Source organism: Streptomyces sp. AK02-01A, from assembly GCF_033795305.1.
In the GTDB taxonomy this organism is placed as follows: Bacteria; Actinomycetota; Actinomycetes; order Streptomycetales; family Streptomycetaceae; genus Streptomyces.
In genome coordinates, this window is sequence record NZ_JARBAE010000002.1 from 301,545 (window position 1) to 319,316 (window position 17,772).

General features: G+C 70.9%; 18 protein-coding genes. 7 read left to right on the plus strand and 11 right to left on the minus strand.

The window, feature by feature from the left end; translation table 11 throughout:
- The first annotated feature begins 97 nt into the window (after positions 1-97).
- The gene (locus tag PV679_RS03740; RefSeq protein WP_319678715.1) at positions 98-958 is read left to right on the plus strand and encodes an EI24 domain-containing protein; all 861 of its coding nucleotides are present in this window, start codon (positions 98-100) and stop codon (positions 956-958) included.
- Positions 959-1,013: 55 nt separating this feature from the next.
- Here PV679_RS03740 and PV679_RS03745 read toward each other — a convergent pair whose 3' ends face one another.
- Complete coding sequence (locus PV679_RS03745) at positions 1,014-2,288, minus strand: pyroglutamyl peptidase (protein ID WP_319678714.1); 1,275 nt, start codon at positions 2,286-2,288, stop codon at positions 1,014-1,016.
- 123 nt (positions 2,289-2,411) lie between these two features.
- Positions 2,412-2,996 carry a TetR/AcrR family transcriptional regulator gene (locus PV679_RS03750; RefSeq protein ID WP_319678713.1) on the minus strand — a complete coding sequence of 195 codons (585 nt, stop codon included), beginning with the start codon at positions 2,994-2,996 and terminating at the stop codon, positions 2,412-2,414.
- Positions 2,997-3,140: 144 nt separating this feature from the next.
- On the opposite strand from PV679_RS03750, the gene PV679_RS03755 reads away from it, so the two are divergent.
- Positions 3,141-5,660 carry a glycoside hydrolase family 3 protein gene (locus PV679_RS03755; RefSeq protein ID WP_319678712.1) on the plus strand — a complete coding sequence of 840 codons (2,520 nt, stop codon included), beginning with the start codon at positions 3,141-3,143 and terminating at the stop codon, positions 5,658-5,660.
- Positions 5,661-5,752: 92 nt separating this feature from the next.
- On the opposite strand, the gene PV679_RS03760 is transcribed toward PV679_RS03755, so the two are convergent.
- The gene (locus PV679_RS03760; RefSeq protein WP_319678751.1) at positions 5,753-6,739 is read right to left on the minus strand and encodes an aldose epimerase family protein; all 987 of its coding nucleotides are present in this window, start codon (positions 6,737-6,739) and stop codon (positions 5,753-5,755) included.
- Positions 6,740-6,783: 44 nt separating this feature from the next.
- A complete protein-coding gene (locus PV679_RS03765) occupies positions 6,784-7,716 on the minus strand; it encodes an SGNH/GDSL hydrolase family protein (protein ID WP_319678711.1) in 933 nt (310 codons plus the stop codon).
- A gap of 269 nt (positions 7,717-7,985) precedes the next feature.
- On the opposite strand from PV679_RS03765, the gene PV679_RS03770 reads away from it, so the two are divergent.
- Positions 7,986-8,480, plus strand: a complete 495-nt coding sequence (locus tag PV679_RS03770) for a DUF3145 domain-containing protein (protein ID WP_319678710.1) — start codon at positions 7,986-7,988, stop codon at positions 8,478-8,480.
- A 34-nt stretch (positions 8,481-8,514) separates the two neighbouring features.
- Positions 8,515-9,387, plus strand: coding sequence for an NAD(P)-dependent oxidoreductase (locus tag PV679_RS03775; protein ID WP_319678709.1), 873 nt, complete (start codon positions 8,515-8,517; stop codon positions 9,385-9,387).
- Positions 9,388-9,484: 97 nt separating this feature from the next.
- Here PV679_RS03775 and fabF read toward each other — a convergent pair whose 3' ends face one another.
- From fabF to PV679_RS03800, 5 genes are all read right to left on the minus strand, one after another.
- A complete protein-coding gene (gene fabF, locus PV679_RS03780; protein ID WP_319678708.1) occupies positions 9,485-10,747 on the minus strand; it encodes a beta-ketoacyl-ACP synthase II in 1,263 nt (420 codons plus the stop codon).
- A gap of 79 nt (positions 10,748-10,826) precedes the next feature.
- Positions 10,827-11,075, minus strand: a complete 249-nt coding sequence (locus PV679_RS03785) for an acyl carrier protein (RefSeq protein ID WP_319678707.1) — start codon at positions 11,073-11,075, stop codon at positions 10,827-10,829.
- A 65-nt stretch (positions 11,076-11,140) separates the two neighbouring features.
- A complete protein-coding gene (locus tag PV679_RS03790; protein ID WP_319678706.1) occupies positions 11,141-12,142 on the minus strand; it encodes a ketoacyl-ACP synthase III in 1,002 nt (333 codons plus the stop codon).
- 12 nt (positions 12,143-12,154) lie between these two features.
- Positions 12,155-13,096, minus strand: coding sequence for an ACP S-malonyltransferase (locus PV679_RS03795; protein ID WP_319678705.1), 942 nt, complete (start codon positions 13,094-13,096; stop codon positions 12,155-12,157).
- An 89-nt stretch (positions 13,097-13,185) separates the two neighbouring features.
- The gene (locus PV679_RS03800; protein ID WP_319678704.1) at positions 13,186-14,367 is read right to left on the minus strand and encodes a helix-turn-helix domain-containing protein; all 1,182 of its coding nucleotides are present in this window, start codon (positions 14,365-14,367) and stop codon (positions 13,186-13,188) included.
- Positions 14,368-14,428: 61 nt separating this feature from the next.
- Here PV679_RS03800 and PV679_RS03805 point away from each other — a divergent pair, with 61 nt between their 5' ends.
- Positions 14,429-15,082: a pirin family protein gene (locus tag PV679_RS03805; protein ID WP_416069652.1), complete on the plus strand. Its 654-nt coding sequence runs from the start codon at positions 14,429-14,431 to the stop codon at positions 15,080-15,082.
- A 23-nt stretch (positions 15,083-15,105) separates the two neighbouring features.
- Here PV679_RS03805 and PV679_RS03810 read toward each other — a convergent pair whose 3' ends face one another.
- Both PV679_RS03810 and PV679_RS36135 read right to left on the minus strand, forming a co-directional pair.
- On the minus strand, positions 15,106-15,933 hold the full coding sequence (locus PV679_RS03810) for a serine hydrolase domain-containing protein (protein ID WP_319678702.1): 828 nt from the start codon (positions 15,931-15,933) through the stop codon (positions 15,106-15,108).
- A 10-nt stretch (positions 15,934-15,943) separates the two neighbouring features.
- Positions 15,944-16,174 carry a hypothetical protein gene (locus PV679_RS36135; RefSeq protein WP_416069644.1) on the minus strand — a complete coding sequence of 77 codons (231 nt, stop codon included), beginning with the start codon at positions 16,172-16,174 and terminating at the stop codon, positions 15,944-15,946.
- Between the two features lie 87 nt (positions 16,175-16,261).
- Here PV679_RS36135 and PV679_RS03820 point away from each other — a divergent pair, with 87 nt between their 5' ends.
- Both PV679_RS03820 and PV679_RS03825 read left to right on the plus strand, forming a co-directional pair.
- Positions 16,262-16,726: a MerR family transcriptional regulator gene (locus PV679_RS03820; RefSeq protein WP_319678701.1), complete on the plus strand. Its 465-nt coding sequence runs from the start codon at positions 16,262-16,264 to the stop codon at positions 16,724-16,726.
- Positions 16,727-16,732: 6 nt separating this feature from the next.
- Entirely contained in the window at positions 16,733-17,749 is a 1,017-nt protein-coding gene (locus PV679_RS03825) for an aldo/keto reductase (protein ID WP_319678700.1), read from the plus strand.
- Positions 17,750-17,772: the final 23 nt, after the last annotated feature.

Here is a 17,772-nt window from a genome sequence, read left to right on the forward strand (position 1 = left end):
TTTCGGAATTGATCGGAAGTGATCGGTACGGGGGGTCTAGCAGGTTGCGGCCTCTGGCTTCAAGAGGTCCTCGAACACTGCCGGTAGGGTGAACGCCATGCGTGATCTCGGGGTGGGCTTCGGCTACTTGTTGAAGGGCCAGCGCTGGGTCGCCGGCCATGGCCGGTGGTTCGGATTCGGGCTGTTGCCCGGTCTGGTGACCCTGGTGCTGTACGCGGGAGCGCTCATCGGCCTCGCCTACGGCGCCGACGACCTGACGGCCTGGGCGACACCTTTCGCCGACGACTGGTCCTCGCCCTGGCTCGGTCTCTTCCGCGGTTTCCTCACCGTCCTGCTCTTCGCGCTCGGGCTGTTCCTCGCGGTGGTCACCTTCACCGCCGTGACCCTGCTGGTCGGCCAGCCCTTCTACGAGTCGCTCTCGGAGGCGGTCGACCGCGCGGAAGGCGGCGAGGTCCCCGAGTCCGGGCTGCCGTTCTGGCGCGAGCTGTGGATCTCCGCCCGGGACAGCCTGCGGATCCTGGTCAGAGTGGCGCTGTACGGCGTGGTGCTCTTCGCGCTCGGTTTCATTCCGGTCGTCGGACAGACCGTCGTCCCGGTGATCGGCTTCTGCGTGTCCGGCTTCTTCCTGGCGGAGGAGCTGACGGCGGTGGCGCTCCAGCGGCGCGGGATCGCTCTGAAGGAACGTCTCGTACTGCTCCGCGGCCGGCGGATGCTCACACTGGGCTTCGGTGTTCCGCTCACGCTCGCCTTTCTCGTCCCGCTGGTGGCGGTCTTCCTGATGCCGGGCGCGGTGGCGGGCGCGACGCTGATGGCCCGTGATCTGACGGCGCCGCCGGAGGACGAGCCGGACCGACCGGTCGACGGCGGCCATGACGCCGGGACGACACTCTCCCTCGGTACGGTCCCGAAGCCGGGCCCGGGCCGGCGTTCCGAGAGCCCGGGCACCGGCTCCCGGTGACTTCCGGCCGGGGCCGCCGCGTCCGGCGGCCCCGGTTCTCAGGAGGCTCGGCTTCTCAGGAGGCCTCGGCCGCCACCTTGATGATCGTCCGGAGCTGCTCGATGATGTCCAGCCGGTTCTGTACGAACTCCGGATCCGTCACGGTCCCGGTCGCCGGATCGGTGTTGCCCGCTCCGAACTGCAGCACCGGAGTGTGCACATGGCCGCCCGGGATGTCCCGGCCCAGCCGGTCGCGCAGCAGGGTCGCCCGATAGGCGATCTCGTTGGACAGATAGTCCCCGCCGCCTCCGGCGCGGGCCGCCGAACCGGCGGTCGGTCCGTCCGGCCGTACCACCGGAGCCGTGGCGCCGGCCGGGATCTCCGTCACCGAGGTGTTGTCGTACACCGGGAAACGGCCGGTGTCCGCCGCCACGATCGCCTGGTACGGCAGACTGGTCGTCGTCCACTGCGGCTGGGACGCCGGATCGGTCACCGGGACGAGCCCGGTCTCCGAGACATTCTCGTTGTCTCCGAAACCGCCGCGCCAGGCGCCGTTGAAGCGCTCGACATCGATCCTGCCGACCCGGCCCTGGCTGACCGTCGTGAACAGATCGGCCTCCGACAGCGGTCCACGCAGGGCCCGTTCGACGGTGCCGTCGGCGAAGTCCTGCCAGCGGACCGGGAAGACGGCGGTCTCGATACGAGCGGGACCGTCGGCCGTCCTGATCACCGTGCCGTCCAGCGCCAGCGCCGTCGCTCCGGACGGATTGCTGATCCGGATGTCGCTGTCCAGTGTGAACGGGTCGAAGCCCGTCACCACGATCCGCTTGACTCCGCGGTCGTGGCCGCCTTTCCGCGCCGGGAACGTCAGCGAGTCCTGGCCTCGGGACGAGCGCTCCAGCGTCCCGAGCAGACGGGTCCGCGCGGCCTCGGACAGCCTGAACTCCGGCTGCCACTGCCGGAGTTCACGAGTGAGCGCGAGACGCGCCCAGTAGAGCGGCCGGTCGTCGTCCCGGCTCAGATCGCCGCGCGCGGGACCACGGCCCTGCGCGCGGTCCACCGCCCGCTGCCACAGACGCGTTCCCTGCCGGGCGACGGCCCGCTCGGCTTCGGCGTACGAGTCCGCGCCGCGCAGCGCGCGTACGAAGTCCGGCGCCACCTCGTCGAAGCCGCTGCGCCGCAGGATCTCCCGCGGCACGGCCCCGTCGAGGCGCTGCTCCTCGACGGTGAACGACGCCGAGGCGGGCGCCTGTTGGGCGGCGGCGGACGGCGGTGGCACGGCGAGAGTAAGGGCGGCGGAGGTGAGCAGGACGACACCGAGCAAGTCGGGGCGTACACGTATTCGGCTCATGGGCCTCATGAGTCTCACGGGAGTCCTTCCGTCGGATGGCGGAAGTATCGCCTCCGGAGCGGTCGATGACCATGGCGCCTGTCCCGCGACCCGGACGCGCGGACGGCCGTGGTCCGGCACCGGTCAGGCGGAAGGCCCGGGGCCGCCCGCGCGCAACAGCGTGAGAAAGTCCCGGAACGCCGCGGACATGTCCACCGATTCCGGGTCCAGCAGCCACTGGTACTGGAGTCCGTCCATCACCGCGGTGAGCAGCGGCGCGGCCTGTTCCGGCGTGAGGCCGCCGGGCAGCCGGTCGCCGAACTCGTCGCGCAGGACCGCCGTCATCTCGCCACGGACCTGGTCGTAGCGGTGCGCGAAGAAGTCCCTGGCCGGGTGTTCTTCCGTGACGCTCTCGCCGAGCAGCGCCGAGAAGGTCTGGACGACTCCGGGACGCATCGCGTTGTAGTCCACGAGCGAGGTCAGCAGCTCCAGCCGCCAGCCCCGCCGGCCACGGCCTCCGCCGCCGGTGTCCCACTGGTCGCGGTCCTCCAGGACGGCGACGAGCAGCGCCTCCTTGCTGGGGAAGTAGTGGAGAAGTCCCTGCTGGGTGAGGCCGACCCGCTCGGCCACCGCGCCCAGCGTCGTGCCCCGGTAGCCGCGCTCGGCGATCACTTCGAGGCTGGCGCGGAGAATGTCCGCCCGCCGCTCCTCGCTTCTGGCTCTCGCCATCGGCCCCGTCCTTCCCTTCGCCGCCGACAGGACCGTACGCCATATCAATATCACGAAAAAGTAACGAAGCCTACCTGTCTACAGATTTTCCGGCCGGTATGTAATCATCGGCGGGAACGTCAACGAGGACGAGGAGGGACCGCCGTGGCAGGCGCACCCGTCACCCAGGCCGATCAGGAACGCCACGCGGCCGTCGAGGCGGCGCTCGGCACACTGGATCTGGACGCCAAGGCCCGGCTGCTGGCCGGACAGGACATGTGGTCGCTGCCCGGGCTTCCCGAGATCGGGCTGGCGTCGCTGGTCATGTCCGACGGCCCGATCGGCGTCCGCGGAATCCGCTGGACCGCCGACGACCCGTCCATCGCCCTGCCGTCACCGACCGCGCTCGCCGCCTGCTGGGATCCGGAGCTGGCCCGCCGCGCCGGCCGGCTGCTCGCCCAGGAGGCCCGCCGCAAGGGAGTGCATGTCCTGCTGGCGCCGACCGTCAATCTGCACCGCTCACCGCTCGGCGGCCGGCACTTCGAGGCGTACAGCGAAGACCCGTATCTCACCGGCGAGATCGGCACCGGCTATGTCCTCGGCGTCCAGGACGGCGGAGTCGGCACCACCGTCAAGCACTTCGTCGGCAACGACGCCGAGACCGACCGCTTCACCGTCGACAACATCATCGCTCCGCGCCCGCTGCGCGAGCTGTATCTCGCGCCCTTCGAGGCCATCGTCGCCAACGCCCACCCGTGGGGCATCATGGCCGCGTACAACCAGGTCAACGGCTCGACGATGACCGAACACCGCTATCTCCAGAACGAGGTCCTGCGCGGCGAGTGGGGCTTCGACGGCTCCATCGTCTCGGACTGGCTGGCCGCGCGCTCCACCACCGGCGCGCTGCTCGGCGGCCTCGATGTCGCGATGCCCGGCCCGCGCACCGTGTACGGCGAGGCGCTCGCCGCCGCCGTCCGGGCCGGCGAGGTGGAGGAGTCCGCCGTCGACGAGGCCGTACGCCATGTGCTGCGGCTGGCCGCTCGCGTCGGCATCCTGGACGGCGCGCCGGCCGCCGTCACGCGGCTGCCCGCGCCCGTCGACGGCGCGGCCCTCGCCCGCGAGGTGGCCCGCCGCTCCTTCGTCCTGGTACGCAACGAGGTGCGCGGCGAGCGTCCCGTCCTTCCGATCGCCCCGGCCAGGACCGGCACCATCGCGCTCATCGGCGCCGCGGCCCGCGACGCCAGGGTCCTCGGCGGCGGCTCCGCGGTGGTCTTCCCCGACCACATCGTCTCGCCGCTGGACGGCCTCAGCGCCGCGCTCGCCGGATCCGGCCTCGCCGAGTCCGACCTGGCCGCGGGCGCTCTGACCTACTCCATCGGCGCCGACCCGAGCGGTGAACTCGCCGCCGCCGACAAGGGGTTCACGCTCAGCGCCGTCTGCCGCGCCGAGGACGGACGTGTCCTCGGGACCGCCACGGTGCCCGGCGGCCGGGTGCAGTGGGCCGGCGGTGACCTGCCCGACGGAGTCACCCACGACGAGCTGCACACCGTCGAGCTGACCGGCCACTTCACGCCTCGGGAGAGCGGCGAGCACACCTTCGGCACCCGCGGTCTCGGTGGCTTCGTCCTCACCGTCGGCGGCGAGGTCCTCTTCGACGGCGGCCAGGAACCCGGCACCTCCTCCGACCCGTTCGAAGCGTTCTTCGGCGCCCCGGTGGAGCGCGCCCGCGCCGAACTCACGGCGGGAGAGCGGGTCGAGATCTCCCTGCTGCACACCGTGTACAAGATCACGGACGCTCCGATCGGCGCCGTCGCCTTCTCACTGCTTCACCTCGGCCCGCGGTACGACCCGGACGAGCTGATCGCGGAGGCGGTCGAGGCCGCTCGCACCGCGGGCACCGCGGTCGTCGTGGTCGCCACCACCGAGGCCGTCGAGTCCGAGGGCTTCGACCGCGAGAATCTGCGGCTTCCGGGACGCCAGGACGATCTCGTACGGGCCGTCGCCGCCGTCAACCCGAACACCGTCGTGGTCGTCAACACCGGCTCACCGGTGGAGCTGCCGTGGCGCGACGATGTGGCGGCGGTGCTGCTGAGCTGGTTCCCGGGCCAGGAGGGCGGCGCGGCCCTGGCCGATGTCCTGCTCGGCGAGGCCGAGCCGGGCGGCCGGCTGCCGACCACCTGGCCGGCCGTCCTGGCGGACGCGCCGGTCTCGGACACCACTCCGGCCGACGGCGAACTCCACTACACCGAGGGCGTGTTCATCGGCTACCGGGCCTGGGAACGGGCCGGCACCGAACCGGCGTATCCCTTCGGACACGGTCTCGGCTACACCGACTGGGAGTACGAGACGATCGCGGCCACCACCACCGAGGCCAGGGTGCGGCTGCGCAACACCGGTGTCCGAGGCGGCCGCGAGGTCGTGCAGATCTATCTGGCCCCGGTGGCCGATCCGGCCCAGGACCCGGACACCGTGGAGCGGCCGGCGCGCTGGCTGGCCGGTTTCGCCTCGGCCGAGGCGGCGCCGGGCGAGACGGTCGAGGTATGCGTCCCGCTGCGCCGCCGGTCCTTCGAGATCTGGGACGAACGGTCCGGCTCCTGGTCGTTCGTCCCCGGTTCGTACAAGGTCCAGGCCGCCCACTCCGTCACCGACCGCCGGCTGAGCGCCACGGTGGACGCGCGGGCGTAGCGCGCGGACGGACAGAAACGTACGGCCCCGGGGCGGAACCTGACGCCGCCCAGGGGCCGTACTGCGCTATCTGACGGCGAAGCCGACCTCCGCTATCTGACGGCGAAGCCGTACGTCGTCGTCGAGGTGTACACCTCACCGGGCCGCAGCACCGTGCTCGGGAAGTCCGGGCGGTTCGGCGAGTCCGGGAAGTGCTGGGTCTCCAGCGCGATGCCCTCGCCCGGACCGTACGGCTTCCCGTCGAAATGGTCGCCGGTGTAGAGCTGCATGCCCGGCTCCGTCGTCGTCACCGTCAGCAGCCGGCCCGACTCCGGGTCGTACAGCTCGGCCACCGGCCGCTCCGCGTCCGGCCCGAACTCGTCCAGCACGAAGTTGTGGTCGTAGCCAAGAGCCACCGGGCGCGGCGCGCGGAAGTCGAAGCGCGTGCCGTCGACCGGCATCAGCTCTCCGGTCGGCACACCGGCGCCGTCCACCGGAGTGATCCGGCCGGCCGCGATCCGCAGTTCGTGCCCGGTCGCGGTGCCGCTGCCCGCGCCGCCCAGGTTCCAGTACGTGTGATTCGTCAGATTGACAGGCGTCGGAGCGTCCGTCACCGCGCGGTAGTCGATCCGCAGCGCGCCGTCCGCCTCCAGCGTGTACGTCGCCGAGACCTCGACCCGGCCCGGGAAGCCCTCCTCGCCGTCCGCGCTGATCCGCGACAGCCGCACTCCGTGGTCGCCGTCCTGCTCCGCGTGCCACACCCGCCGGTCGAAGCCCTGCTCACCGCCGTGCAGACTGTTCGGCCCGTCATTGCGCGCGAGCCGGTGCGTCCGCCCGTCCAGAGTGAAGGCGGCGCCCGCGATGCGATTGGCGTAACGGCCGACCAGCGCGCCGAAGTACGGTCCGCGCGAGCCGAGGTAGCCCGCGACATCGGGGAAGCCGAGCGCCACATTCGCGATGCCGCCGTTCCGGTCGGGCACCTCCACCGACTGCACGACTCCGCCGTACGTCAGCAGTCGTACCCGGGACTCGGCCCGTTCGAGGGTCCAGCGGTGGACGGGCGTACCCTCGGCGGTCGCACCGACGCGTTCGGTGTTCATGACAGTCACATAAGTACCCTACGCCGGACCGCTCCCGCGCCGGGTCAGGACGGCGGCCGCGCCGCGGTGACGTTGCGGTACGCGATCTCCGCCAGCCGGCCCTGTCCGTTCTTGCTCGGATGGAACCAGTCCCAGTGGCTGAGCTGGGCACCGGTGAACCGGTAGTCGAAGACCGCTCCGCCGTCGTAGCGGCAGCGCCGGTCCTTGGCGCACACGTCCTTCAGCACGCCGTTGTACGCCACGACCCGGTCGTACACCAGGGCCCGCCGGCTCTGCGCGCGCTTGCTCATGTCCTGCGAGTTGCCCAGCATCGTGGCGCAGATGCCCAGCTTCCAGATCTGCCGGCCCAGCGGATTGCCGCGGCCGGTCGACCAGAGCCGTTTGAGATCCGGCACGCTCGACACATACACCTGCGCTCTCGGTGCTCCGGCGCGCAGCCGGCGCATCGACAGCTCGAAAGACGTACGGAAGTCGGCCACCGGCGTCATCTGTTTGGCTGAGTCCTGGCAGGCGTCATTCGCGCCGACCATGACCGTGACCAGTTCGGGTCCGCGCCGCGCCGCCTGGATCATCTGGCCGGGCAGATCCGACATCCGGGCCCCGGACACCGCGAGGTTCCAACTGTGCTCCGTCACCGCCGGTGCGCCCAGCAGCCGCAACGCGAGGCTGCGCACCTCGCTGTCCGTACCGGTCGACCAGGACACCTCCGGGCAGTCCGCGAGGACGACACAGGCGTCGAAGCCACGGGTGATCGAGTCACCGACCGCCGCCACCGAGGCCGGACTGCGGTTCCAGACAGGCGTGGGGCGCGGCGAAGGACTGGCGCGCTTCGTCGCGTCCGAGGCCGGACCGAGGACATCGCAGCCGGTCAGCGCGGAGCCGCCGGCGAGCACCGCCGCCGTCAGCGCCGCGACGCCCAGGCGCGAGCGACGGCCGTGAGCCCGGCTCCGGCTCCAGCTCCGACGGCTCTCCCGCATCACGGCCCTTCCCCGTTGGCGTCCTCAGGCATCCGGCGGCGTCCCGGCGAGTGAAAGCTTCGCGCATATCGGGGCCGGGACCGACGGTACGTCACCCCGGGCCCCCCGCCGCACGGTAGCTTTTGCCACGTCGAACCAGAGGTGCCTGATCTCTCGGCTCCGGTAAATTACATCACGTCACATGCTGTCCCTTTTGCGGAGTTTTACTCCCGATGCTGTTTACTGAGGCCGCTGGGAAAGGCGAACCTCGTCCCACACTGGAGGTCCCGGTGACGACACGTGGAGTTCTGTACGTTCACTCCGCACCGCGCGCGATGTGTCCCCACGTCGAATGGGCGGTGGCGGGCGTTCTCGGCCTGCGCGTCCAGCTCGACTGGATCAGACAGCCGGCCTCGCCCGGCACCTGGAGAGCCGAGGTGTCCTGGAAGGGACAGCCGGGCACCGCGTCCAAGCTCGCCTCGGCCCTGCGCGGCTGGCAGATGCTGCGCTTCGAAGTGACCGCGGAGCCCTGTCCCACCGCAGAGGGCGAGCGCTACAGCGCCACACCTGACCTGGGCATCTTCCATGCCGTCACCGGAATGCACGGCGACATCCTCGTGCCCGAGGACCGGCTGCGCGCCGCACTCGCACGCTCCCGGCAGGGCGAGACCCAGTTGGAGGAAGAGGTCGCCAAGCTGCTCGGCAAGCCGTGGGACGACGAGCTGGAGCCCTTCCGCTACGCGGGCGAGGGCGCGCCTGTCCGCTGGTTGCACCAGGTCGTGTGAGCGCGTCCGGCCACGCCGTCCTACCGTGGTCCCCATGGCTGATCAACTCACAGTAGCTGTCCTCGGCACCGGCATCATGGGCTCCGCGATGGCCCGTAACCTCTGCCGCGCGGGACTCGACGTCCGCGTCTGGAACCGCACCCCGGAAAAGGCCGAAGCCCTCACCTCCGACGGCGCCCGGGTCGCCCAGACCCCGGCCGAGGCCGTCACCGGCGCCGATGTCGTCCTCACCATGCTGTACGACGGGCCGGCCGCACTGGAGGCCATGACGGCCGCCGGTCCCGGTCTGCGTCCCGGAGCCATCTGGGTCCAGTCGACGACCGCCGGCGTCGAGGGCCTCGCCCAACTGGCCGATCTCGCCCGTCAGCAGGGACTCGTCTTCATCGACGCGCCCGTACTCGGTACGAAGGGGCCTGCCGAGAGCGGCGAGCTCCTGGTACTGGCCGCGGGCCCGGAGGAGGCGCGGCCCACGCTCGATCCCGTCTTCGACGCCATCGGCCGGCGCACGGTCTGGCTCGACGAGGACGGCAGCACGGCGGCCGCCACCCGTCTCAAGCTCGTCTGCAACAGCTGGGTCCTGGTGCTCACCCATGGCACGGCCGAGGCCGTCTCCCTGGCCAAGGGGCTGGGTGTCGACCCGCGGTACTTCCTGGAGGCCATGTCAGGCCCGCTGGACAACGGCTATATGCGCGTCAAGGCCGCCGCGATCCTCAACGACGACTACGCCCCGGCGTTCTCGGTCACCACGGCGGGCAAGGACGCCCGTCTGATCGTCCAGGCCGCCGACGCCGCCGGCGTACACCTGGACCTCGCGGCAGCGGGCGCGGAGCGCTTCCGCCGGGCCGAGGCCCAGGGCCACGGCGACGAGGACATGGTGGCGACCTACTTCGCCAGCTTCGACAACTGACGGCCCGGCGCCGCGGACGGACGATGCCGGGCCCGCCGAACGGCTCAGGCCCGGCCTCTTTCGAGGGACCGGGCCTGAGCCGTGCGAAGCGCCGGAATCAGATCGTGCGGAGTGCCAGGACGACGTTGTGGCCGCCGAAGCCGAACGAGTTGTTGATCGCCGAGATCGTGCCGCTCGGGAGCGCGCGGGGCTCGCCGCGTACGACATCCGCGTCGACCTCTTCGTCGAGGTCGTCGATGTTGATGGTCGGCGGGGCCGTGCGGTGGTGGAGCGCGAGGACCGTGGCCACGGTCTCGATACCGCCCGCGCCGCCCAGCAGATGGCCCGTCATCGACTTCGTGCCGGAGACGGCGACATGGTCCAGGTCGTCGCCCAGGACCCGGCGCAGCGCCTTGATCTCGGCGACGTCGCCCTGCGGCGTGGACGTGGCGTGCGCGTTGAGGTGCATGACCTCGGACGGCTTGAGGTCGGTCGAGTCCAGCAGGTTCTGGAGCGCCTTGGCGATGCCGCGCCCGGTGGGCTCGGGCTGGGCGATGTGGTGCGCGTCCGAGGAGATGCCCTGGCCGAGCACCTCGCAGTAGACCCGCGCGCCGCGCGCCGCCGCGTGCTCCGCCGACTCCAGGATGACGATGCCCGCGCCCTCGCCGAGGACGAAGCCGTCACGCGCCTTGTCGTACGGGCGGGAGGCCCTGGTGGGCTCGTCGTTGTTCTTGGACATCGCCATCATGTTGGCGAACGCCGCGATGGGCAGCGGATGGATGGCCGCTTCCGTACCGCCGGCGACGACCACGTCGGCGCGTCCGGTGCGGATCATCTCGACGGCGTAGCCGACGGCCTCGGCGCCCGACGCGCAGGCGGAGACCGGAGTGTGCACGCCCGCGCGGGCGCCCACCTCCAGGCTGACATTGGCGGAGGGGCCGTTCGGCATCAGCATCGGCACGGTGTGCGGGGAGACGCGGCGTTCGCCCTTCTCCTTCAGCACGTCGTACTGGTCGAGCAGGGTGGTCACGCCGCCGATACCGGAGGCGATCACGGTTCCGAGCCGGTCCGCGTCGACGGAGGCGTCTTCGCCGGCCTTGCCGGTGTAACCCGCGTCCGCCCAGGCCTCCCTGGCCGCGATCAGCGCGAACTGCGCAGAGCGGTCAAGCCTGCGGGCGAGCGGACGGGGCAGTACATCGCCCGGGTCGACCGCCGCGACGGCGGCGATACGGACCGGCAGACTGGCGAAGCGTTCGCCCACCAGGGGCCGGACGCCGGAGCGGCCCGCGAGAAGGCCTTCCCAGGTCGATGCGCTGTCGCCACCCAGTGGTGTGGTTGCGCCGATACCGGTGACGACCACGGTGCGATTGGTCGAGCTCACTGGAATTCTTTCTCCACGTGTAGAGGGTGCTGAATTTATACGGCGCCACCACCGGGTGGCGTCAGCCGCGCGACCTGCGTCAGGCCTGGTGGTCCGCGATGTACGAGGCGGCGTCACCGACGGTCTTCAGGTTCTTGACGTCGTCGTCCGGGATCTTGACGTCGAAGCGCTCTTCGGCGGCGACGACGACCTCGACCATGGACAGCGAGTCGACGTCCAGGTCATCGGTGAAGGACTTGTCCAGCTTGACGTCCTCGACCGGGATACCGGCGATCTCGTTCACGATCTCGGCGAGACCGGAGACGATCTCTTCCAGGGTGGCGGCCATGTGGGCGCTCCTTCGATAGTCAGCAGAGGGATATATCGGAACACGATCCGGAAGATCCGGAGTGCCTAGGGGAGGGTAACGACCGTCGCGGCGTAGACGAGACCCGCCCCGAAGCCGATGACGAGCGCGGTGTCGCCGCTCTTCGCCTGTCCGGTCGCCAGAAGCCGCTCCATCGCGAGCGGAATCGAGGCGGCCGAAGTGTTGCCGGTGGTTTCCACGTCACGGGCGACCGTGACGCTCTCCGGCAGCTTCAGAGTCTTCACCATCGAGTCGATGATCCGCATATTGGCCTGGTGCGGAATGAAGACGTCCAGGTCGTCCGAGCTGATCCCGGCCGCGTCCAGCGCCTGCTGGGCGACCTTCGCCATCTCGAAGACGGCCCACCGGAAGACGGCCTGGCCTTCCTGGGTGATGGCCGGGAACTTCGCCACCGTGCCGTCGCGGTAATCGTCCCACGGCACGGTCTGCTTGATGGTGTCGGCCTTGTCGCCCTCGGAGCCCCAGACGGTCGGGCCGATCATCGGCTCCTTGGCGGGACCGACGACGACCGCGCCCGCGCCGTCGCCGAAGAGGAAGGCCGTCGCGCGGTCCTCCAGATCGGTCAGATCGGAGAGCCGCTCCACGCCGATCACCAGGACGTACTCGGCCGAGCCCTCGACGATCATGCCCTTGGCCAGGGTCAGTCCATAGCCGAAGCCGGCGCAGCCCGCGGAGATGTCGAAGGCGGCCGGCCTGCCGGCGCCGATCTTGTCCGCGATCTCGGTCGCGATGGCCGGGGTCTGCTTGAAGTGCGAGACGGTGGAGACGATCACGGCGCCGATCTGCTCGGGCGTGACCCCGGCGTCGGCGATCGCCTTGCCGGAGGCCTCGATGGACATCGCGGCGACCGTCTCCTCCGGAGAGGCCCAGTGCCGGGTCGCGATTCCGGAGCGGGAGCGGATCCACTCGTCGGACGAGTCGATCGTTTCGAGGATCACCTCGTTGGGCACGACACGGGTCGGACGGTACCCGCCGACGCCCATGATGCGTGCGTACGGGGCGCCCTTGCTGGGCTTGATCTTCGACATGCTCTCTGGCTCCTATTCAGCCGTGGAGGAGTGCTCGGCGATCAGGGCGCGGGCCGCGTCGAGGTCGTCGGGGGTTTTGAGTGCCAGGGTCTTCACGCCGGGCATGGCGCGCTTGGCGAGACCGGTCAGGGTGCCACCGGGGCTCAGCTCGATCAGCGCGGTCGCGCCCCGCTGGACGAAGGTTTCCATGCACAGGTCCCAGCGGACCGGGTTGGCGACCTGTCCGACCAGGCGTGTCAGGACTCCGGAGCCGGTGGCGACGGCCTGGCCGTCCTTGTTCGAGACGTACGGTACGGCCGGGTCGGCGGCGTCGAGCGACCGGGCGGCCGCTTCCAGCGTCTCGACCGCGGGCGCCATGTGCCGCGTGTGGAACGCGCCGGCGACCTTGAGCGCCACCACGCGGCGTACGCCCTCCGGCTTCTCGGCCTCCAGCACGGCGAGCTCTTCGAGCGTGCCGGCGGCCACGATCTGGCCGGCGCCGTTCACATTCGCCGGAGTCAGACCGAGCTTCTCCAGATACGCGAAGGTGGTCTCGGGGTCGCCGCCCAGCAGCGCCGACATGCCCGTCCTGGTGGTGGCGGCGGCCTCGGCCATCGCCAGCCCGCGGGTCCGTACGAGCCGCATGGCCGCGTCGTCCGTGAACACTCCGGCCAGCGCGGTGGCGGCCAGTTCGCCGACACTGTGCCCGGCCACGACGCCGACGTCCCGGACCACGTCCCCGATGGCGGGGAAGAGTTGACGGGCCGACAGCAGGGCGGCCGCCACCAGCAGCGGCTGGGCGACCGCGGTGTCACGGATCTCGTCCGCGTCGGCCTTCGTGCCGTAGTGGACCAGGTCCAGGTCGAGGGCGGCCGACCAGGCCCGCAGCCGGTCTTCGGCGCCGGGAAGATCGAGCCAGGGAGTCAGGAAGCCGGGCGTCTGAGCGCCTTGGCCGGGAGCGACGAGTACGAGCACCCTCACACTCTCTCTTGGGGACGGTCCTCACCGCCCGTGGGGACAGGGACGAAGAACCATCAGGGGAATTGTTGGAGTACGACAAAAGTCTAGGACTGGGGATCCCCGTCGGCCAGACGCCCGAGGATCAGAGCGATCCGCAGCGTGAACGCGGACCGTACGTCCGAGGGTGACCAGCCGGTGACGTCAGTCACACGTCGGAGCCGGTATCGCACGGTGTTGGGGTGAACGAAGAGCATCCGCGCCGCGCCTTCGAGGCTGCTCGCCTGTTCAAGATAGACACTCAGAGTCTCCAGCAGCGCGGAACCCGCTTCTTCCAGCGGTCTGTAGATCTCCTCCACCAACTGGTCACGTGCGGAAGGGTCCGAGGCGATGGCGCGCTCCGGCAGCAGGTCGTCCGCCAGGACCGGGCGCGGCGCGTCCTGCCAGGCGAAACACGCCTTCAGTCCGGCGGCCGCGGCCTGCGCCGACCTGGTGGCGGCCAGCAGATCGGGCACCACGGGGCCCGCGACGACGGGTCCCGCGGCATAGGGACCGATCAGTGCCTTGGCGACCTGGAGCGGGTTGTCGCTGCCGCCCGCGATCACCACCAGCCTGTCGCCGAGGACGCCGGTGAGGACCTGGAGTTTCGCGTGCCGGGCGGCCCGGCGGATGGCCTCGACGGTCAGTTCGCTGTCCCCGTCCGGGGCGGTGCCGAGCAGCACACAGACATGCTCGGGTGAGTTCCAGCCGAGCGCCGCGGCCCGCGAGACGGCGCCCTCGTCGGCCTCGCCGGAGAGCACGGCGTTCACCACGAGGGACTCCAGCCGGGCGTCCCACGCGCCGCGCGCCTCGGCGGCCTGCGCGTAGACCTGCGCGGTCGCGAAGGCGATCTCACGGGCGTAGACGAGCAGCGCCTCGCGGAGTATCGCCTCGTCGCCAGGCGCCGCGACCTCCTCGATGGCCGCTTCCATGACCTCGATCGTGGTCCGCACCATCTCCACCGTCTGGCGCAGCGTGATCGCCCGCGTCAGCTCGCGCGGGGCCGTGCCGAAGACATCGGTGGAGATGGCCTGCGAGGTCTCCGGATGGCGGAACCATTCTGTGAACGCGGCGATACCGGCCTGTGCGACCAGCCCGATCCAGGAACGGTTCTCCGGCGGCATCGCGCGATACCACGGGAGCGTCCCGTCCATGCGTGCGATGGCGTTGGCGGCGAGCCGTCCCGAGGACTGCTCCAGCCGACGCAGCGTCGCGGGATGAGGATGGGGTTCGTTCGCGGGTTCTGGCACGGGGACAAGACTGCCTTATCGGGTCGGGTGCCTGTGGTGCCGGGGCTACGGTGGACCTGTGATTCTCGTACGCGACGCGGCGGAGCGTTACCACGGCGGCGATGCCTCCGCCGGGATCGAGTCCCTGCACGCCTTCTCCTTCGGGCGCTTCTACGACCCCGGGAACCTCCGCTTCGGCGCGGTCCTCGCCTGCAACGAGGAGCGGCTCGCGCCGGGCGCCGGGTTCGGTGAACATCCGCACAGCCATACGGAGATCGTCACCTGGGTCGTCGAGGGCGAGCTCACACACCGCGACTCGGCGGGGCACGCCACGGTCGTCAGGGCCGGCGACGTCCAGCGGCTCAGCTCGGCCGGCGGCGTGCGGCATGTGGAGCGCAACGACGGCGACCGGCCCCTGGTCTTCGTACAGATGTGGCTGGCGCCACTGGAGCCGGGCGGCGAGCCCGCGTACGACATCGTGCGCGGCATCGCCGACTCCACGCCGTACGCCGTGCCCGCGGCCGGGGCGATGCTGCATGTGCGGCGCCTCGGAGCGGGCGAGCGGGCCGCCGTGCCCGACGCGCCCCATGTGTATGTCCACGCGGTCCGCGGCGCGGTACGCCTCGGCGGCGCGGAACTGGGGCCGGGCGACTCGGCGCGCGTCACGGACGCCGAGGGACTGGAGCTGGCCGCGGGCCCGGCGGCGGAGGTGCTGCTCTGGGAGATGTCGGGCTGAGCCCCGCCCCGGCCCGGCGGCGGTCAGCGGGCGGAGTCCCGGCGCAGCTCCGCGAGGACGGCGTCGGTGAAGGGCGGCCAGGCGTCGACGGCCCAGGAGCCGAAGGCCCGGTCGGACAGCGCCACACACGCCGCCCCGGCGTCCGGGTCGACCCACAGGAACGTACCGGACTGGCCGAAGTGGCCGAAGGTGCGCGGCGAGGACGAACCGCCCGTCCAGTGCGGTGACTTGGTGTCCCGGATCTCGAAGCCCAGACCCCAGTCGTTGTTCCTCTGGTGGCCGTAGCCGGGCAGGACACCGGACAGCCCGGGGTGCACCACCGTCATCGCCTCCAGCACGGTGCGCGCGTCGAGCAGCCGTGGTGCCTGGAGTTCGGCGGCGAACCGCACCAGATCGTCCACGGTCGAGACGCCGTCTCTGGCCGGCGAGCCCTCCAGGGATGTGGAGGACATGCCCAGCGGTTCGAGCACGGCCTCGCGGAGATAGTCGGCGAACGGGATCTCGGTGGCCTTGGCGACATGGTCGGCGAGCGCCTCGAACCCCGCGTTGGAGTAGAGCCTGCGGGTGCCCGGCGCACTGGTCGCGCGGTGTTCGTCGAAGGCCAGACCGCTGGTGTGCGCGAGCAGATGACGGACCGTGGAGCCCTCGGGCCCGGCCGGCTCGTCCAGCTCGACCGCGCCCTCCTCGTACGCCACCAGCACCGCGTACGCGGTGAGCGGCTTGGTCACGGAGGCGAGCGGAAACCGGTGTGATGTGGGGCCGTGTGACCCGGCGACCGTGCCGTCCACTCGTACGACGGCGGCCGCGGCGGTTGTCGCCGGCCAGTTCTCGATCAGCGCCAGGCTCTGCATGGCTCCGACTCTAGTGCCGGCTCCCGTGCCGCGTCCGCCCCGTCGCGGGCCGGGCGGGCTCTTGCGGCGGGTCCGGGCGGACCAGGTCCTGGAACGTCAGCCGCATCGAGGGATCGGGCGTGCGGGCGAAGCCCAGGGACGCGTACAGCGGCTCGCCCTCCCGTGACGCGTGCAGATCGTTCTTGCGGAGACGGACCAGTTCTTCGGCGTCGCCGGGCGTCGCGCGGCGTGCGAGGATCATGAGGCTGGAGGGTAGTGCGCGGCGCCGGGAAACTCGTCGCCTTTTCCGCTTGCTTCGAGTGCACTCCAAGGAATTAGCGTTGAGGTCATGACGCTGATCGAGAGCAGGGCCGTACGGACGGAACGCGTGGAGATCTGCGTAGCGGCGCCCCGCGCGCATCCGCGTCCCGACGGCGAGGACCGCTACACGATCAGCGAGGTCTCCGCCTTCACCGGGCTCACCGCGCACACTCTGCGCTGGTACGAGCGGATCGGTCTGATGCCGCACGTCGACCGGTCGCACACCGGCCAGCGCCGCTTCAGCAACCGTGACCTGGACTGGCTCGCCTTTGTCGGGAAGCTGCGGCTGACCGGGATGCCGGTCGCGGACATGGTCCGCTACGCCGAGCTGATCCGGGTAGGCGAGGAGACGTTCGAGCAACGGCGCGAACTGCTGGCGCGGACCAGGCGCGATGTCCTGGGCCGGATCGCGGAGCTCCAGGACACCGTCGCCGTACTCGACCACAAGATCGGCTTTTACGCGGACGCCCACAGGGCGTCGGAGAGGGTTTGAACCCTGATGAGTGACAGCGGGATCACAAAGGTGCGGCTCGGGACCGGCGGCCCCGAGGTCGGTGTCCAGGGCCTCGGCTGCATGGGCATGAGCTTCGCGTACGGACCGACGGACGCCGACGCGGCGCGGGCCACCCTGGAACGCGCTCTGGAGCTGGGCGTCACGCTGTACGACACGGCGGACGTGTACGGCAACGGCGAGAACGAGAAGTTCATCGCGCCGTTCGTCCGGGCACACCGCGACGAGGTCGTCGTGGCCACGAAGTTCGCTCTGGGCATCAATCCGGCCGAGCCCACCAAGCGGCTCATCCGCAACGACCGGCCCTATATCCGCCAGAGCGTCGAGGGAAGTCTCCAGCGCCTCGGCGTGGAGGTGATCGACCTCTACTACATGCACCGGCGCGATGTGAACGTCCCGATCGAGGAAACGGTCGGCGCGATGGCCGAGCTGGTGTCCGAGGGCAAGGTCAAGCAGCTCGGGCTGAGCGAGGTCACCGCCGCCGAGCTGCGCGCCGCGCACGCCGTGCACCCGATCGCCGCCGTGCAGTCCGAATGGTCGCTGTTCAGCCGTGACATCGAGGCGGCCGTCGTACCGGCCGCCGCCGAACTGGGTGTCACGCTCGTGCCGTACTCGCCGCTCGGCCGGGGTTTTCTGACCGGCGCGTTCGTCAACGCCGAGCAGGAGCTGGGCGCCGACGACTTCCGCCGTCAGCAGCCCCGTTTCACCGGCGACAACGCGGCGGCGAACGCCGTGCTGCTCGAACCGGTGCGCAAGATCGCCGAAGGACGCGGCGCCACGCTCGGACAGGTCGCGCTCGCCTGGGTGCAGCAGCGTGCGGCGGTGCACGGACTCGGCGTCGTACCGATCCCGGGGACGCGCAGGCCCAGCCGGATCGAGGAGAACACCGGCGCGACGCGCCTCATCCTCACCGCGAGCGAGCTGGAACTGCTGGAGCCGATCGCGGACCAGGTGGCCGGCGGCCGGTACGCCGACATGGCCTTCACCTCGGCCGGCCGCGAGTAGGCCCGCCCACACCTGGCGCGGGC

Bases quoted from the DNA above. Each gene is read 5' to 3' on its own strand.
- PV679_RS03740 (WP_319678715.1), top strand. From the start codon at position 98: ATGCGTGATCTCGGGGTGGGCTTCGGCTACTTGTTGAAGGGCCAGCGC.
- PV679_RS03745 (WP_319678714.1), bottom strand. From the start codon at position 2,288: ATGAGCCGAATACGTGTACGCCCCGACTTGCTCGGTGTCGTCCTGCTC.
- PV679_RS03750 (WP_319678713.1), bottom strand. From the start codon at position 2,996: ATGGCGAGAGCCAGAAGCGAGGAGCGGCGGGCGGACATTCTCCGCGCC.
- PV679_RS03760 (WP_319678751.1), bottom strand. From the start codon at position 6,739: ATGAACACCGAACGCGTCGGTGCGACCGCCGAGGGTACGCCCGTCCAC.
- PV679_RS03765 (WP_319678711.1), bottom strand. From the start codon at position 7,716: ATGCGGGAGAGCCGTCGGAGCTGGAGCCGGAGCCGGGCTCACGGCCGT.
- PV679_RS03775 (WP_319678709.1), top strand. From the start codon at position 8,515: ATGGCTGATCAACTCACAGTAGCTGTCCTCGGCACCGGCATCATGGGC.
- PV679_RS03785 (WP_319678707.1), bottom strand. From the start codon at position 11,075: ATGGCCGCCACCCTGGAAGAGATCGTCTCCGGTCTCGCCGAGATCGTG.
- PV679_RS03790 (WP_319678706.1), bottom strand. From the start codon at position 12,142: ATGTCGAAGATCAAGCCCAGCAAGGGCGCCCCGTACGCACGCATCATG.
- PV679_RS03810 (WP_319678702.1), bottom strand. From the start codon at position 15,933: ATGCAGAGCCTGGCGCTGATCGAGAACTGGCCGGCGACAACCGCCGCG.
- PV679_RS36135 (WP_416069644.1), bottom strand. From the start codon at position 16,174: ATGATCCTCGCACGCCGCGCGACGCCCGGCGACGCCGAAGAACTGGTC.
- PV679_RS03820 (WP_319678701.1), top strand. From the start codon at position 16,262: ATGACGCTGATCGAGAGCAGGGCCGTACGGACGGAACGCGTGGAGATC.
- PV679_RS03825 (WP_319678700.1), top strand. From the start codon at position 16,733: ATGAGTGACAGCGGGATCACAAAGGTGCGGCTCGGGACCGGCGGCCCC.